Source organism: Streptomyces sp. NPDC031225, from assembly GCF_055570355.1.
This window is the reverse complement of the sequence record NZ_JBVIHJ010000034.1, coordinates 26,486-42,033: the sequence shown is the minus strand read 5'-3', so window position 1 is coordinate 42,033 and position 15,548 is coordinate 26,486. Positions and strand designations below refer to the sequence as shown.

Here is a 15,548-nt window from a genome sequence, read left to right as displayed (position 1 = left end):
TCACCCGCGCCCGCAGGAATAGCCCTACTGCCCCGCCCCCCCCCCCCTCCCCCCCCCCCCCCCCCCCCCCCCCCCCCCCCCCCCTTCCCCTTCCCCCCCCCCCCCCCCCCCCCCCCCCCCCACCGCCGACCCCGACGAGCGGCGGCTGGGCCGCACGCCCGTCGCAGCCGCCAGACAGAACGGACCGGCAGCCATGACAAGCGAGGCGATCGCCGTCGTCGAGGCGTACTTCGAGGCCTTCGGCACGCGCGACATGGAGCGCGTCCTGTCCCACTTCGCACCCGAGGCGACCTGGACGATTCCGGGCGATCAGGCCCTGACCCCCTGGGCCGGGAGCCGCACCGGTCCGCAGGAGATCCGGCAGTCCCTCACCGCATTCTTCGCCGCCGTCGAGCCACTCTCATTCGAGCTGGGCACCGCGGTGGAGGCCGACGGACAGGTCTTTGCACCGGGCCGGTACACCTCCCGGTTCCACCCCTCAGGACAGGTACTCGGAAGCGAGATGATCATGCGCTTCACCGTCGCCGACGGAATGATCAACGACTATCGCGTTTTCGAGGACTCCCTCAGCGTCACCCGCACCTACCTCGGTGAGCCGCTCACCACAACTCCCACCTGACCACGAGTCTTCCGGCACCCTCCATCACAGCGGCACCGCCTCATGCCCTGCTTGGCCTCCGGAGTTCCCGCATGTCCGCCCCGCTCGCCGCCCCCTCGACCGGAGAACACCGATGACGCAATGGACGAACGACGAGCTCGACCGCATCGCCGCGGCCGACGAGCTGGAGATGGCGCCGCGCCGCGGTGACAACACACTGCGAGGTCCGGTGCCGATCTGGGTCGTCCGCGCCGGCGACGACCTGTACGTCCGCTCCTTCCGCGGGACGGACGGCGGCTGGTGGCGCACGGCCCGCGCCGGCCACGAAGGGCACATCCGCTCCGGCGGCGTCGACAAGGACGTCACCTTCGTCCACGTGGCGGACTCCGAGATCAACGACCGCGTCGACACCGCATACCGGAACAAGTACGGCCGTTTCGGCGGCACATACGTCAACCCCATGGTCGCGGCGCGCGCCACGACACTGCGACTGGTGCCCCGATGACCAGGACGATCCCGGTGGAAGCCGCTCAGCCACCACCCACAGCCAGTCCCGCACAGGAGTAAGCACCATGCTCGGTCTCGAACTCGTCGTCGTCCTGGGTGCGGCCGTGCTGGTGGGCAACGTTCTGGGGCAGCGCCTCCGCGTCGCGCCGCCCGTCGTGCTGCTCGTCGTGGGCGCGCTCATCGGTCTCGTCCCGGCCGTCCGCCAGACCCAACTCCCGCCCGAAGTGGTGTTGTTGCTCTTCCTTCCCGTGTTGCTGTACTGGGAGAGCCTGACCACGTCGATGCGGGAGATTCGTACGAACCTGCGCGGCATCGTCCTGCTGAGCACGGTCCTGGTGATCCTCACCGCAGGGGCCGTGGCGGTCGCCGGGCACGCGCTGGGGCTGCCGTGGGGACCGGCGTGGGCTCTGGGCGCGGCCGTCGCTCCCACCGACGCCACAGCGGTCGGCGCGCTGGCCGGCTCTCTCCCCCGACGTCAGATCACCGTGCTGCGCGCGGAAAGCCTCGTCAACGACGGCACCGCACTGGTCATCTACGGCCTGGCGGTCGGTATCACCGTCGGCGAGGAGCACCTCACCCTTCCGCACGTCGGAGCGCTGTTCCTGCTGGCCTACGGCGGCGGGGCCGCGGTCGGAGTGGCGGTCGCCTGGGTCAACATGAACCTGCGGCGCCGGCTGGACGATCCCCTGCTGGGCAATCTCGTCATGATTCTGGCCCCGTTCACGGCGTATCTGCTGGCCGAACAGATCCATGCCTCCGGCGTCCTCGCGGTCGTCGTGAGCGGACTGATCATGGCCCAGGTGGCTCCGAGCCTCATCCGCGCCGATCACCGCCGCCAGGCACTGGCCTTCTGGCCACTGGCCACGTTCATCATCAACGGCGCGCTGTTCGTCCTGGTCGGGGTGGAACTGCAATACGCACTCCGTCACCTGAGCCGCTCCGACCTCCAGGATGCCCTGATCGCGATCGGAGCGATCAGCGTGGTCCTGGTCGCGGTCCGGTTCGCGTTCCTGTTCTCGTCCGCCTACCTGATCCGCGTGATCGACCGGCGTCCCGAGCAGCGGCTGCGGAGAATGAGTGACCGGGCCCGCGTGGTCAGCGGGTTGGCCGGCTTCCGGGGCGCGGTGTCGCTGGCCGTGGCGCTCTCCGTACCGGAGACCCTCGACTCGGGTGCGCCGTTCCCCGGCCGAGCGTTCATTGTCTTCGTCACCTCGGGCGTCATCGTGGTGACCCTCGTGGTGCAGGGGCTGCTGCTGCCGGGTGTGGTGCGCTGGGCCCGGCTGCCGCGCGACACGTCCGTCGACGAGGAGCAGGTCCTCGCCGAGACCACAGCCACCGAGGAAGCCATCAAGGCGCTGCCCCGGCTCGCGGCCGAACTGGGCACCACCCCCAAGGTCATGGAGTGGCTGCGCCAGGAGTACGAGGCCAACCTGGCGACCGCACGAGCAAGGGGCGCCGGCACCCACGACGATCCCGCGCTGCTCCACAACCGCCACTACACCGACCTCCGCCTCGCCCTCATCGCCACAAAGCGTGCGACTGTCGTCCGCCTGCGCGACGAGTCGCAGATCGACGACACCGTGCTCCGCCGGCTCCAGGCAACCCTGGACAACGAGGAGGTCCGGTTGGCCGGAGGCGAGCAGGTGGAGTAGGCCGATTGCGGTGTTTGCCTTGACGACGCGATCCCCACGAGAAGGAATCCCGCTGCCATGTCCTCCAGTCTCATCGATGTCCACGCCCATCTGCTTCCCGACTTCTACGTCCAGCAGGCGACGGCGGCCGGCCACGCCCACCCCGACGGCATGGGCGGCTGGCCGTCATGGTCCGTGCAAGCCCATCTCGATCTGATGGACCGCAATGACATCGAGACCGCGATGCTCTCCATGTCCTCCCCCGGTGTGCACTTCGGCGACGACAAGGCAGCCCGCCTCCTTGCCCGGCGCGTCAACGAGTACACCGCCGAACTGACCCGGGACCACCCGGGCCGTTTCGGCAATTTCGTGTCGCTTCCGCTGCCGGATGTCGACGGTGCGCTGGAGGAGATCGCCTTCTCCTTCGACGAACTCGACGCCGACGGCGTGGCGTTGCTGACTCACACCCACGGGGTGTACCTGGGCGACCAGCGCCTGGACCCGGTGTTCGCCGAGCTCGACCGGCGGCGGGCCGTGGTCTTCCTGCACCCCACCTCCCCCGTGTGCTGGGAACAGTCGGCGCTCGGCAGACCGCGTCCGATGGTCGAGTACATCTTCGACACGGCCCGCACCGTCACGGACCTGGTGATGGCGGGCGTCCTGACGCGTCACCCGAACATGCGGGTGATCGTCCCGCACTGCGGCGGCTCGATTCCCGTCCTGGCCGACCGCATCAACGAGTTCATGAGCCTGTTCCTGCATGCGCGGCAGCCGCCCAGCCCCGACGCGGTGCAGCAACTCCGCGGCCTGTACTACGACATGGCGGGCACAGCGTTCCCACGCCAGGTCCCCGCACTGCTGAAGCTCGTCGGCCCTGACCGCGTGCTCTTCGGCAGCGACTACTGCTGGACGCCTGCGCCGCTGGCCGACGCCCACATCGCGGCGATCGACGCGGCCGAACCACCGGCGCAGGACACGACATGGCGATCGCTCACGACCGAGAACGCCAAGCGCCTGTTTCCGCGCACAACGCGGTGAACGGAAGTACGCCGGCCCCCAGCGCGATCACACTCCTGACGTGGCCTGCACGATGGCCACCACCAGAGCTGCGACCAAGCCGTCACGACGAACTCCGCGGTCAGGCTGAGGCACGGTCGTCCCGCTCTGTACAAAAGCCGGCGCGCCCGACGCGCTAAGGAAAAGCAACTCGCGACGAATCCGGATGCGGCGGCGGCCCGCCCACGGCCTGGAGCCCACCCACCGGTATTGCCAGCAACGAGGAGGAACAATGCACACCCGAACACTCGGACGCGACCTGCATGTCTCCGCCATCGGTCTCGGGGTCATGGGAATGTCCCAGAGCTACGGCCCCAACCCCGGCGATCGCACCGACATGATCGCCGTACTGCGTGGCGCCGTCGACCGCGGAGTCACGTTCTTCGACACCGCGGAGGTGTACGGCCCCTACGTCAACGAAGAGCTCCTCGGAGAAGCCCTCGCTCCAGTGCGGGAGCAGGCAGTGATCGCCACCAAGTTCGGATTCCGCATCGAGAACGGCGCCTCCGCCGGACTCAACAGCCGGCCCGAGCAGATCCGCGCCGTCGCGACGGCCTCCCTGAAACGGCTCAGGGTCGAAACGCTCGACCTGTTCTACCAGCACCGCGTTGATCCGGATGTGCCGATCGAAGACGTCGCCGGAACCGTGGGGGAGCTCGTGCAGGAAGGCAAGGTGCGCTGCTTCGGGCTTTCGGAAGCCAGTGCAAGGACCATCCGCCGCGCCCACTCGGTCCACCCGGTGACGGCAGTACAGAGCGAGTACTCGCTGTGGACACGGGACCCCGAGCATGAGGTTCTGCCGACCTGCTCGGAACTCGGCATCGGATTCGTACCCTTCAGCCCGCTCGGCAAGGGGTTCCTGACCGGGACTGTGGACGCCACCACTCCCTTCACCGCCGACGACGTCCGCACGAACATTCCACGGTTCACAGCCGAGAACCGGGCGACGAACCAAGCCCTCGTCGACCACGTCACACGGCTTGCGCAGGCCAAGGACGCCACACCGGGCCAGGTCGCGCTCGCCTGGCTGCTCGCGCAGCATCCGTCGATCGTTCCGATCCCCGGAACCCGGCGCACCGCACGCATCGAGGAGAACATCGGCGCGACCCAACTGCCCCTCTCCGCCGACGAACTGGCCGACCTCAACGAACTCGCCAGCCGCATAGGGGTACAGGGAAACCGCTACAACGAGCACCACATGTCCCTGGTCGACAAGTAGCTCGGCCTGTCCACTCCGCCAAGCCGCTTTCCTGCACCGCTCCTTCTCCCGGCCCACCCAGTGGCCAGGTTCTCGGCGAACAGTTCGCTGAGGGCGGTCGAAAAGCTGTCGCGGCACACCACCAGTGCGACTCCGCGCCGAGCGTGTTCCAGTCCCCTGCCGGAAGCCTTCGTAGCGACGACCCTGCACCAGCCAAACCCGCATCCGCCCCCCTTCCCCTTCCCCTTCCCTCGACCATTGAGGAACCCCTTCATGCGCATCGACACGCACGCGCACGTCTACCCCAGCGACTACCTGGACTTCCTGGCCGACTCCGGCGTCACCACCACCCGCGGGCAGCGCGGGCTCGGGGCCGACGACACAGACAAGGAACTCGAGGCCCGCTTCTCCCTGATGGACCAGGCCGGTGTGGACAGGCAGGTGATCTCCGCCTCCCCGCTGACGGGCGCACTGCCGGATCCGGATCACGCCACGGCGGCCGCACGCATGATCAACGACCGGTACGTCGACCTGGTGGACCGCCACCCCGACCGCTTCCTGGCCTTCGTCGTGCTTCCTCTCCCGCACGTCGACGCGGCCCTGGCCGAACTCGACCGCGTCCTCGACGCGCCGGGGGTGGTGGGCGTGGCCCTGACCACCTCGGCCGCGGGCCGGGCCCTGACCGACCCGGCCTTCGCACCGGTGTGGCAGGAACTCGACCGCCGCGGCACCGTGATGTACCTCCACCCCGCCGGCGACGGCGTCGCCTCGCCGCAGATCACCGACCACAACCTCACCTGGATGGTCGGCGCGCCCGTGGAGGACACCGTCGTAGCGGCCCAGCTCATCACCCGTGGGTTCATCACGCGCTATCCCCGTGTGCGCATCCTCAACTCCCACTTCGGCGGCGCGTTGCCCATGCTGCTGGAACGGTGGGACAACCTTGCCCGCTTCGAGGCACCTGATGCTCTTCTCCCGCCGAGCCAGGCGGCGCGCCGGATGTGGTACGACACCGTCGCCCACAGTTCCCAGGCGGCACTGCGAGCCGCGGTCCAGGCGGTCGGTGCGGACCGACTCGTGCTGGGCAGCGACTTCCCGTACCAGGGTGGCGAGCACTACCTCGACACCGTCGCCTACATCGAACGGGCCGGCCTCGACGCAGAGGACACCCAGGGCATCCTGGCCGGCAACGCCGAAGCGCTTCTTGGACTGGCCTGATCCTCGGGGGGCTGTCGAGACCATCCGGGCCGACAGGACAGCTGTGGCCGGATGTCGGGACGGGATAGGGGTGGGACCGGCGGACGCCGGGGGTCAGCTGGAGGCGGGAGTCCGGCCGGCTCCGGGGATGTCTGCCTGCGGTAGCCGCAAGGTGAACGTTGCTCCCTTGCCCAGCCCGTCGGATTCCGCGGTGATGTCTCCTCCGTGGGCCCGGGCGATGCCACGGGCGATGGTCAGTCCGATGCCGCTGCCGCCGACGGCAGCGGGTCTGCCGGGATGTTCGAGGCGCTCGAAGCGGTGGAAGATGCGCTCTAGGTCGTGTTCAGCGATGCCGATGCCGTCGTCCACAACGCGGACGATCACGTGGTGCCCGGGCGACGGTTCAGCGTGAACGGAGAGCGCCACTTGCCCGTGCGGATCGGACGCGGCCAGTGCGTTGCCGAGCTGGTTCACCAGGACCTGGGTGATCCGGTCCGGGTCGCAGAAGGCGACGACGGGTCCGTCTGCTTCAACGATGAGGGTGACCTTCTGGTCGTCGTACTGGGGGCGCAGTCGCTCGGCTGTGCTCCGAGCCAGCATGGCCACGTCGGTGGACTTGCGGTGGAGATCGAAGGCACCTTCCTCCGAGCGTGACAGGCTGGAGAGATCACCGGCAAGGCGCTGCAGCCGGTCGAGGTCATCGGCGAGGGAGGCGAACATCGCCTCGTCGGGGGTGAAGATGCCGTCGGCGATGCCCTCGATCTGGCCGCGAAGAATGGTGATCGGGGTGCGCATCTCGTGGGCGACCTCAGAGATCAGCCGGGCGCGGCGGCGCTCGGTGTCGGCGAGGGCGGCCGCCAGCGTGTTGACGTCTTGGACCAGCGCTGCCAGGTCCGGCTCACTGGGGAGTTCGAGAACATCGTCGTAGTGTCCTTCGGCCAGTCGGCGCGTGGCGGCGCGCACCCTGTCGAGCGGACGCAGCAGAAACCGGGACAGGGCGACGGACGCCGAGAAGGCCGCGGCCCCTCCGAACAGAAGGCCGACCTGCAGGACCACGTCGCCTTCGATGTCGTCGAATCCGAGCCACACCTCGATCAGCGCGCTGATCGCCGCCATGGCCGCCAGCGCCAGGAGCAGCACCATGACGTGCGAGAGCACCAGCCGGTTGCGCAGCGACAGACGCTCCTTGATCCGTCGCAGCCGCACACGAGACCGGTGGTAGGCCGGAAAGTTGGAGGCAGGCATGCGTCGGTGTCCTTCCTGGCCGCTAGGCAGGGCTCCCGATGAACCGGTAGCCGATGGTGCGGACGGTCCCCACGAACCGAGGTGCGCCCGCATCGTCGCCCAGTGCGCGCCGCAGAGTGCGGATGTGCACGTCCACGACGCGCTCGTCACCGAAGAAGTCATCGCCCCACACCTGGGCCAGCAGACCGCGCCGAGTGAAGACCCGCCCGGGGGAACGCGCCATCGCGAACAGGAGATCGAAGTCGAGGGCGGAAAGCTCCACCGTTCGATCGGCATCGACCAGGACGGTCCGTGTCTCGGGATCGACCGTCAGTCCCTGGAAGCGCAGCACCCCGTCCTCGGGGTCCGCCTCCGACCGGCTGTCGGTGCGGCGCAGGATGGCGCGTACGCGCAGTGCCAGTTCGCGGGGGCTGAACGGCTTGGTGACGTAGTCGTCGCTGCCGGTGGTGAAGCCGATCAGCCGGTCGACCTCCTCGTCGCGGGCGGTCAGCATGATCACCGGAATCTGGCTCGCCTCCCGGATGCGGCGCAGGACCTGGAATCCGTCCAGTCCCGGAAGCATCACGTCGAGCACCACGAGGTCCGGCCGGTCGCGGGTGACCGCCTGCAGGGCGGACGGCCCGTCCGCGGCTTCGACGACGTGGAACCCGTCCGCCTCAAGGTAGCCGCGCACGGTCATGCGGATCTTGGGCTCGTCATCGACGACCAGAACCCGCTGCGTACTCATCGTCCTCGCTTCCATCGCCGAGGTGGGAGGGGGACGGCCGCTTTGGCCGCGGGGTGACCGGCAGCATCAAGGCAGAGGGATCGAATGCGGCCAGCGTACGGTGTCCGTCGCGGCCGGCGACGGGGTGAGGGCTGGTCTCCGCTTGATCAGGACCAGCGTGGGAAGGGGATCGCGGTGCCTCGGCTGACCTTCCACCGCACCCCGCTCCGTCCCGCGGGCCTCCCCCGTCAACCGGCCCCGGCATTTTGCGCAGGTCCCCGCCCGCGCCCCTGGGCGGGGCAGCGGCGGGGTGGGCCGCGGTGGGAGCGCGGTTCAGCGCGAACCGGCGCGGCGTATACGTGCCTTCAGCTTCGGGAACTGCTCAAGCGCGTTGGTCCGTTCGAGCGCGATCCGCTCGCGCCGACTGTAGATCTCGTCGACGGTCGGTTCGGGGTCGCCCGCCTTGAGGAGCGGCAGGCTGCCCTTGAGGAAGGGCATCGTCTCGACGTTGTCGGCCGCGTAGAGGTGGCGGGTCGCCGGCCAGTCGCTGCCGAACATGATGTGGTCGGCGGGCACTAGGGACGACAGCGGCTGCAACTGCGCGGCGGTGAACGCCTGTGCGTTGTCGAAGAACAGCCGCTTGATGTAGGTGAGGGGGCCTTCCGGCAGCACCTCGTTGAACGGCGGGAAGGCGGAGTGCCGGGTCGCGAGCCGGTAGGCCAGGAACGGCAGTGCCCCGCCGCTGTGGGTGAAGTGCCAGCGGATGTTCGGGTAGTCCCGCAGGACGCCGTTGTAGATGAGGCTCGTCATCGCACGGGTCGCGTCGAAGGTGTACTCGAAGACGTTGTTGCCGGCTGGGATGTCGGGGCCGAAGCAGAGCTTGGGAGCCGGGTTGTTCTCCGGACCCGTCGGGTGGACGTAGACGTAGGCACCGCGGTCATTGAGGATCTCGTACAGCGGCGCGAAGGACGGATCCCCCAGGTAGGTGCCCTTGTAGTTGGTGAGCAGGCAGATGCCGTCGAGATCCAGTTCGCCGAGCGCGCGGTCCACCTCGGCCACGGAGCCCTCGATGTCAGGCATCGGGGTGACCGCGAAGATCCCGAACCGGTCACCGCGGGTCTGCACGAGGTCGCGGGCGTAGTTGTTGACCGCGCGGGCGGTGGCGCGCCGGTCGTCGACCGGTCCGACGGTGACCTGGAGGTCGCCGAACGACAGGACGCTGGCCTGGATCCGGTACTGGTCCATGAAGGCCAGGTGCCGGTCGACCGACCACGGACCGTACGCCCCGGTGATCGCGCCGAGGAGGCCGTAGCGCTTCAGGTAGTCGTTGTACACGTCCGGGGAGTAGTGCGCGTGGGTGTCGATACGCCAGTTGCCCTTCGGCAGTCCCGGACCGGCCGATGCCGACTCGGGACTGGCCATGGCAGCGGGCACCGTGGCCGCAGCCGCCGTGACGAGCGCCGCGGCCGACGCCCCTTCAATCATCCTTCGACGCGAGATGTTCCGTCGCAGGTTCATTTCGGGTACTCCACTTCGCTCTGTGTGCGAGTCAGGTCGTATGTGCGTGCGTCACGGTGCTGTCGCCAGGCCGGCACGGCTCCAGGCCGAACGGGGAGCGCAAGCGGCCAAGTCGTTTCTCGGCCGGGCGGGTTGCCGCCAACAGATCGGTCCAGCGCTCAGGCGTGGGCACCGGCCGGCAGTCGGCTTCGGAGCGGCTGCGAGCAAACGTGGCCGAGACCGCTGCCGAACAGGCCGGCGGTTTCTTCATGCAGCGCCTCGTCGCCGGCCTCGGGCCCAGCCTGGTCCACGTGCTGGCCGGCCCAAGCCGAAGGAACGTGCCGCACAGCAGGGTGATCAACGTTGTCCATCGGCGGGACGAGGAGTACGTGCATGACCGTCAGACAACAGGCGGCCCATAAAGCACCTACCACTCAGCGCATGAAGCTTCTATGAAGCCAATCGGCGGCCGTGCAGGCTGCGAGTGTTGCCCCGCTGCGGCGGCGAGTCTCACTCGGCAACGGTGGCGAGACCGGCGGACACGAATACGCCTCGGTGACCGCTCCTGGGCATCCTGCGCCGTCGAAGGCATCTGCGAAGGCGAATGACGACCGCTGAGGAGATGGCGGCGAGCGCCGTCACACCGCCTCGACGGCGCCCGCCTCGCCGCGGACGACATCCCGCAGACGCTTCTTGTCGATCTTCCCGACCTTTGTCAGCGGCAACTCGTCCACGACCAGCAGGTCTTCGGGGAGCTTGTATCGCGCCACCTGCATCGCGGTGAGGGCGGCACGGACCGACTCGAGGCTCAGGTGAGTCCCCGGCTCGACGACCACGACCGCGCACACCCGCTCCCCCAGGTCGGGGTCGGCCTTCGCGACGGCCGCGACGCGGGCGACACCGGGCAGGCGGTAGATGAGGTTCTCGACCTCCTCGGCGGAGATCTTCTCGCCGCCCCGGTTGATGAGGTCCTTGTCCCGTCCCTCGACGACGAGATTGCCCGACGGGTGCAGCCGGACGACGTCACCGGTGCGGTACCAGCCGTCTGGGGTGAACGCACGGGCGTTGTGCTCGGCGGCCCGGTAGTAGCCGCGCGGGGTGTACGGCCCGCGGGTGAGCATGGCGCCCATCTCGCCGGGCGGGACCGGGGCGTCGGAGGCGTCGACGACGAGGATCTCGTCGTCCGGGCACATGGGGCGCCCCTGCGTCTCGATCTTGATGTCGTCGGGGTCGTCGGGGCGTGTGTAGTTCAGCAGCCCCTCCGCCATGCCGAACACCTGCTGGAGTGTGCCGCCGAGCACGGGTTCGGCGCGGCGGGCGATCTCCGGCGCGAGGCGGGCGCCCCCCACCTGCAACAGCCGTAGTGCGGGCGGGGCGGGGTGGCGGCCGGAGGCCACCGCGTCGATCCAGCGCTGGACGACGGCCGGCACAGCGGCGGTGGCCGTCACGCCCTCGGCGGCCATCAGCGGCAGCACCTTGCCGGGTTCCGGGGTCCGGGCCAGGACGACCCGGCCGCCGTTCATGAGGGTGCCCAGGATGCCGGGGCAGGCCAGGGGGAAGTTGTGTCCGGCAGGCAGTGCCACCAGGTAGACGGAATCGGAGTCGAGGCCGCAGACCTCGGCGCTGCGCCGCGCGTTGTACTCGTAGTCGTCATGGGTGCGGGTGATGAGCTTCGGCAGTCCGGTCGTGCCGCCGGAGAGCAGGAAGACGGCGATGTCGCCGCTGTCTGGGGCGATCCGGTCGAGCCGGGCCCGTGCGGCGACCGGGTCGTCGGCCGGTTCGGCCAGGGCGCGCAGATCCGTGGCGTCGGTGCCGGCCCTGCCACCCGCGACGAGCAACAGCCGTACGCTCGGGGTGTCTTCGGCGATCTCCCGGCCCAGGGCCTGGTGGTCGAAGTCGCCGATTCGGTCCGGTACGGCGATCGAGGTGACCTCGGCATGTGCGGCCAGGTAGCGCAGTTCGTGACCGCGGTGGGCGGGCATCGCCATCACGGGAGCGATTCCGGCCCGCAGACAGGCAAGGGCGAGTGTGACGAACTCCCACCCGTTGGGCAGCTGGATGAGCATCGCGTCACCGGGGTTGAGACCACTGTCCAGCAGACGGCATGCCAATCCATCGGCCCGGTCGACGAGTTGACGGTACGTCAGGCGTATGTCGCCATCCACGACGGCCACTGTGTCGCCGTAGGTCTCGGCCCATTCGTGGAGGTACGAGCCGAGCGGCCTGCCACGCCAGTACCCGGCCTCGCGGTAGCGGTCGGCCGCCTCCTTGGGCCAGGGCACGAATCCCTCACGCGTCATCGGATCCTCCTTGATCCCGGGGGTCACGCAGCAGCAGTACGGCGTCGAGCGCGACGACATCGCCGTCGGGCAGGACGCGCAAAGGGTTGATCTCGCACTCGGCCACGGCGTTGTCGGCGGCGAGGGAGGCGAGGGCCAGCAGCACGTGGGCGAGTCGCGCACGGTCGACCGGCGTGGCGCCCCGCGCGCCGAGAAACATCGCGCGGGTGGCGAGTTCGTCGAGCATGGCGTGCGCCTCGTGCGCGGACAGGGGCGCGAGGCGCAGGGAGACGTCGCCCAGGATTTCGGCGGCTGTTCCCCCGGCGCCCAGAGCCAGCACGGGGCCGAAGACCGGGTCGCGGCGTACGCCGACGATGAGTTCGGGTCCTGCGGGGGCCATCTGTTCGACCAGCAGCGCGGGGCTCGCGGGCATGCGGGCGAGGGCGTCGTCGAGCTCCTCGTGCATGCGGATGCCGACTCGGACCCCGCCGACCTCCGTCTTGTGCAGGATCTCCGCGTCGAGGATCTTCACGACGACCGGCCCGCCGAGCTCGTCGAGGGCCGCGTGCGCCGCGGCGGGGTCGGCGCACACGCGCCGTACGGGCGTACGGATGCCCAGGTCCGCGAGGACGTCCTTGGCGGTGTGTTCGTCGACCGGGCCCGGCGGCAGGGTGGGTGTGTCGGAGGCCGCGACGACGTTGGCCTCAAGGCGGGTGCGGGCGGCCGCGTCCTCGACGAGCGCGCGCACCATGACCGATCCGGAGGCCGGTGTGGCCGCGCAGGGAATGCCGGCTTCGCCGAGTTCTCGGCGGGTCCGCCGCGCCTGCTCCACGGGTCCGCCGACGACGGCGACGAGCGGGGTGGCCGTGCGGGCGGCGGCCAGCACGGCCGGGAGGTCCACGACGGTGGGTTCCAGCAGCCCGTACACGGCGGTGACGTCAATGCCGGGATCCTCCGAGACCCGCTCCACGACCTGCGTGAGCGCGGGCGAGGGGCGGCCGGTGTCGACGGGGTTGTTCAGGTAGGTGAGGGCCGGGAGCAGCTCGCGCAGCTCCTTCACCGTCCGCTCGATCAGGGGCGGGACCTGGATGCCGTGGGAGCGCAGGTCGTCCGTGAGCAGCAGTCCGGGTCCGGCCTGGGCGGTGACCACGCCGATGCCGGGGCGTGGGTTGGCCGGGAGCCGTACGCGGCTGAGCGCGGTGACGGCGTCGACGAGGTCGCGTTCGTCGTCGACGAGGACGGCTCCGGCCTGGCGCAGGGCCGTCCTGGTCACGCGCCAGGAGGTGGCCAGGGCGCCGGTGTGGGAGCGGGCGAAGTCGCCGATGTCGCTGCGGCCCACGACCAGGGCCACCACGGGGACACGATCGGTCAGGCGGCGTACCGCTTCGGTGAGGCGGCGGCCTTCCGCGGCGGTCTCCACGTGCAGGGCGACGGCGCGTACGCCGTCGTCCTCGGCGAGGTGGTTCAGCACGTCGGCCTGGGTGACGTCCAGGCTGTTGCCGAGGCCGATGCCGAGGCGTAGGCCGACGCCGGCCTCGGCGAGGGCGAAGGCCAGCGCGTGGTTCACCCCGCCGCTGGCAGCCACTACCGCCACCGGACCCGGTTCCAGGTCGGCCACACCCGGGACGAAACTGGCGGTGAGATGTCGGTGGGGGGCGAGGAAGCCCGAGGTGTTCGGTCCGAGGACACGGATGCCGGTGTCCCGCACCACCTCGGCCAGGGCCTGTTGGTGCAGCGCACCGTCGCCGCCCGCTTCGGCGAAGCCGCCGGCGCACACCAGGGCGGCACGGGCTCCCGCGCCGGCCGCGTCGCGGACGGCTCCGGCGGTGGCGGCGGCCGGGATACAGGTCACCACCAGATCGGGTGCGATGCCGTGGGCCGCGGCGGCGTCGGCGACGGTCGGGAAGAAGCCCCGGTCGGGATCAGGCCGGCCGGCGTTGACCTTCAGCACCGGTCCGGGGAACGAGGCGAGGGAGTCGGTCATCGCCGCGCCGAGCTTTCCGGGTGTGGCGGAGGCACCGAGCACGGCGATGGCCCGGGGGGCGAACAGCGGTTCCAGGGCAGTCACTTGGCGCCTCCGACGAGGTCGGTCCGGCCGGACAGCAAGAGCGTGGTCGCGGTGTCGTCGTCGTAGGGGCCGATGACCGCGGCGGGCAGGCCGTGCGCGAGCCTGGCCTCCTCGGCGACGAGCACACGGGTCAGCGTCGTACCGCCGCGTACGCCGATGAGCGGGGCGCCTGCCTCTGCCGCCTCCCGCACCTGGTCGAGGGCGAGCGGCATTCCCTCCTCGGTGTCCGGGGCGTCGATCCACACGCCCGCGCTCGACGGCTCACCGCTGAAGGGGAGCATCGGGATCGCTGTACCGTCGGCCCCGGTCAGGAGATCGTCGCCGGCCGTGACACGGCGTGAGGGAAGCCGGAAAGGCCCGCCACTGAACGGTGTCTCCAAGGGCGGTGTCCCGTGGTGTTGCCGCCACCATCCGTCGACGCGGTCCACGTACGCCGTGTCGCGCACGACGAGTTTGCCGCGCGGGATGCTGCGGGTGAGGAAGTGGAAGGCGAACTGTGTCGGGTCGTCGAGCGTCCGGACGTAGCGTCCGAAGTGCTCCCACCAGGACAGGCTGGGCCGCGCCGAGTTCTGGATCCTCTCGACCTTGGGTCGGCGGCGCGACTCGTAGGCCTCCAGTGCCTCCGGCACGCTGTGCGGCGCCCCTTTCAGGGCTTCGGCGAGGGCGACGGCGTCCTCCATGGCCATCTTGGTGCCGGACCCGACGGAGAAGTGGGCGGTGTGCGCCGCGTCGCCCAGCAGTACCCACTTCCCGTGCCGCCACGAACTGGCTTTGCGGGTGGCGAAGTTGGCCCAGCGGGAGTTGTTGCCGACCAGCGGATGTCCGTCGATCTGTTCGCGGAAGAGGTCTTCCAGGTAGCTCTTGGTCTTCTCGTCGCTCGTGCCCGGTGGGGTCGACGGATCGAAGACGTCGAGTCCGGCCCTGGCCCAGGAGTCGGCGTCGGTCTCGACGATGAAGGTGCTCAGGGAGTCGCTGATGGGGTAGGCGTGGGCGGCGAAGACACCGTGGGGGCCGTCCTGGTGGACGAAGGTGAGCCCGTCGAACATGTAAGTGGTGCCGAACCAGATGAACTTCGCGCTCGCCACCTCGGCGGTCGGTCCGAAGTCGTCGGCGAACAGGGTGCGGAAGCGGCTGTTGGCGCCGTCACAGACGACGACCAGGTCGAAGTCGTCCAGTTCGGCGCGATCACGGACCTCGTGCTGGAAGCGCATCTGGACGCCCTCGGCGCGGGCTCGTTCCTGCAGCAGGCTCAGCAGCGTCTTACGAATGACCGCCGCCATGCCCATGCCTCCGACGCGTTCCCGGGCGCCGTGTACCCGCACCTCGATGTCGTCCCAGTGCCTGCCGTGCTTGTCCAGTGCCTCGCTGAGTACGGGATCGGCGGCGTCGATGGCGTCGAGGGTGGCGTCGGAGAAGACCACCCCGAAGCCGAACGTGTCGTCGGGACGGTTGCGTTCGAACACCACGACCTCGGCTCCGGGCAGGCTCCGTTTCAGCAGTGTGGCGAAGAACAGCCCTCCGGGTCCCGCACCGATGCAGGCAACTTTCATGATCTTTCCTTCGCGC

At 69.8% G+C, this 15,548-nt stretch carries 12 protein-coding genes; 6 read left to right on the top strand and 6 right to left on the bottom strand.

The features are described 5' to 3' along the window. The first annotated feature begins 193 nt into the window (after positions 1 to 193). The 6 genes from ACZ48Z_RS40150 (at position 194) to ACZ48Z_RS40125 (ending at position 6,208) form a co-directional block, all read left to right on the top strand. The gene (locus tag ACZ48Z_RS40150) at positions 194 to 619 is read left to right on the top strand and encodes a nuclear transport factor 2 family protein (protein WP_468740866.1); all 426 of its coding nucleotides are present in this window, start codon (positions 194 to 196) and stop codon (positions 617 to 619) included. Positions 620 to 731: 112 nt separating this feature from the next. Continuing rightward, on the top strand, positions 732 to 1,103 hold the full coding sequence (locus tag ACZ48Z_RS40145) for a DUF2255 family protein (protein ID WP_468740865.1): 372 nt from the start codon (positions 732 to 734) through the stop codon (positions 1,101 to 1,103). A gap of 67 nt (positions 1,104 to 1,170) precedes the next feature. Further along, entirely contained in the window at positions 1,171 to 2,757 is a 1,587-nt protein-coding gene (locus tag ACZ48Z_RS40140; protein ID WP_468740864.1) for a Na+/H+ antiporter, read from the top strand. 57 nt (positions 2,758 to 2,814) lie between these two features. After that, a complete protein-coding gene (locus ACZ48Z_RS40135; protein ID WP_468740863.1) occupies positions 2,815 to 3,774 on the top strand; it encodes an amidohydrolase family protein in 960 nt (319 codons plus the stop codon). Positions 3,775 to 4,024: 250 nt separating this feature from the next. Beyond that, a complete protein-coding gene (locus ACZ48Z_RS40130; protein WP_468740862.1) occupies positions 4,025 to 5,011 on the top strand; it encodes an aldo/keto reductase in 987 nt (328 codons plus the stop codon). Positions 5,012 to 5,263: 252 nt separating this feature from the next. Further along, complete coding sequence (locus ACZ48Z_RS40125) at positions 5,264 to 6,208, top strand: amidohydrolase family protein (protein ID WP_468740861.1); 945 nt, start codon at positions 5,264 to 5,266, stop codon at positions 6,206 to 6,208. Positions 6,209 to 6,301: 93 nt separating this feature from the next. Here the strand turns inward: ACZ48Z_RS40125 and ACZ48Z_RS40120 are convergent, their stop codons facing one another. The 6 genes from ACZ48Z_RS40120 to ACZ48Z_RS40095 form a co-directional block, all read right to left on the bottom strand. Beyond that, complete coding sequence (locus ACZ48Z_RS40120; protein WP_468740860.1) at positions 6,302 to 7,432, bottom strand: sensor histidine kinase; 1,131 nt, start codon at positions 7,430 to 7,432, stop codon at positions 6,302 to 6,304. Positions 7,433 to 7,454: 22 nt separating this feature from the next. Next, positions 7,455 to 8,159: a response regulator transcription factor gene (locus ACZ48Z_RS40115; protein ID WP_468740859.1), complete on the bottom strand. Its 705-nt coding sequence runs from the start codon at positions 8,157 to 8,159 to the stop codon at positions 7,455 to 7,457. Positions 8,160 to 8,471: 312 nt separating this feature from the next. After that, positions 8,472 to 9,560 carry an amidohydrolase family protein gene (locus ACZ48Z_RS40110; RefSeq protein WP_468740858.1) on the bottom strand — a complete coding sequence of 363 codons (1,089 nt, stop codon included), beginning with the start codon at positions 9,558 to 9,560 and terminating at the stop codon, positions 8,472 to 8,474. A gap of 713 nt (positions 9,561 to 10,273) precedes the next feature. Next, positions 10,274 to 11,935 carry a (2,3-dihydroxybenzoyl)adenylate synthase gene (locus ACZ48Z_RS40105; RefSeq protein ID WP_468740857.1) on the bottom strand — a complete coding sequence of 554 codons (1,662 nt, stop codon included), beginning with the start codon at positions 11,933 to 11,935 and terminating at the stop codon, positions 10,274 to 10,276. After that, on the bottom strand, positions 11,925 to 13,982 hold the full coding sequence (locus tag ACZ48Z_RS40100) for an acetate--CoA ligase family protein (protein WP_468740856.1): 2,058 nt from the start codon (positions 13,980 to 13,982) through the stop codon (positions 11,925 to 11,927). The genes ACZ48Z_RS40105 and ACZ48Z_RS40100 overlap by 11 nt, the downstream gene beginning before the upstream one ends. Beyond that, positions 13,979 to 15,532 (bottom strand): FAD-dependent monooxygenase, encoded by a 1,554-nt coding sequence (locus ACZ48Z_RS40095; RefSeq protein ID WP_468740855.1) that lies wholly within the window; start codon positions 15,530 to 15,532, stop codon positions 13,979 to 13,981. Before ACZ48Z_RS40095 ends, ACZ48Z_RS40100 begins: the two co-directional genes overlap by 4 nt. Between the last annotated feature and the right edge of the window lie 16 nt (positions 15,533 to 15,548).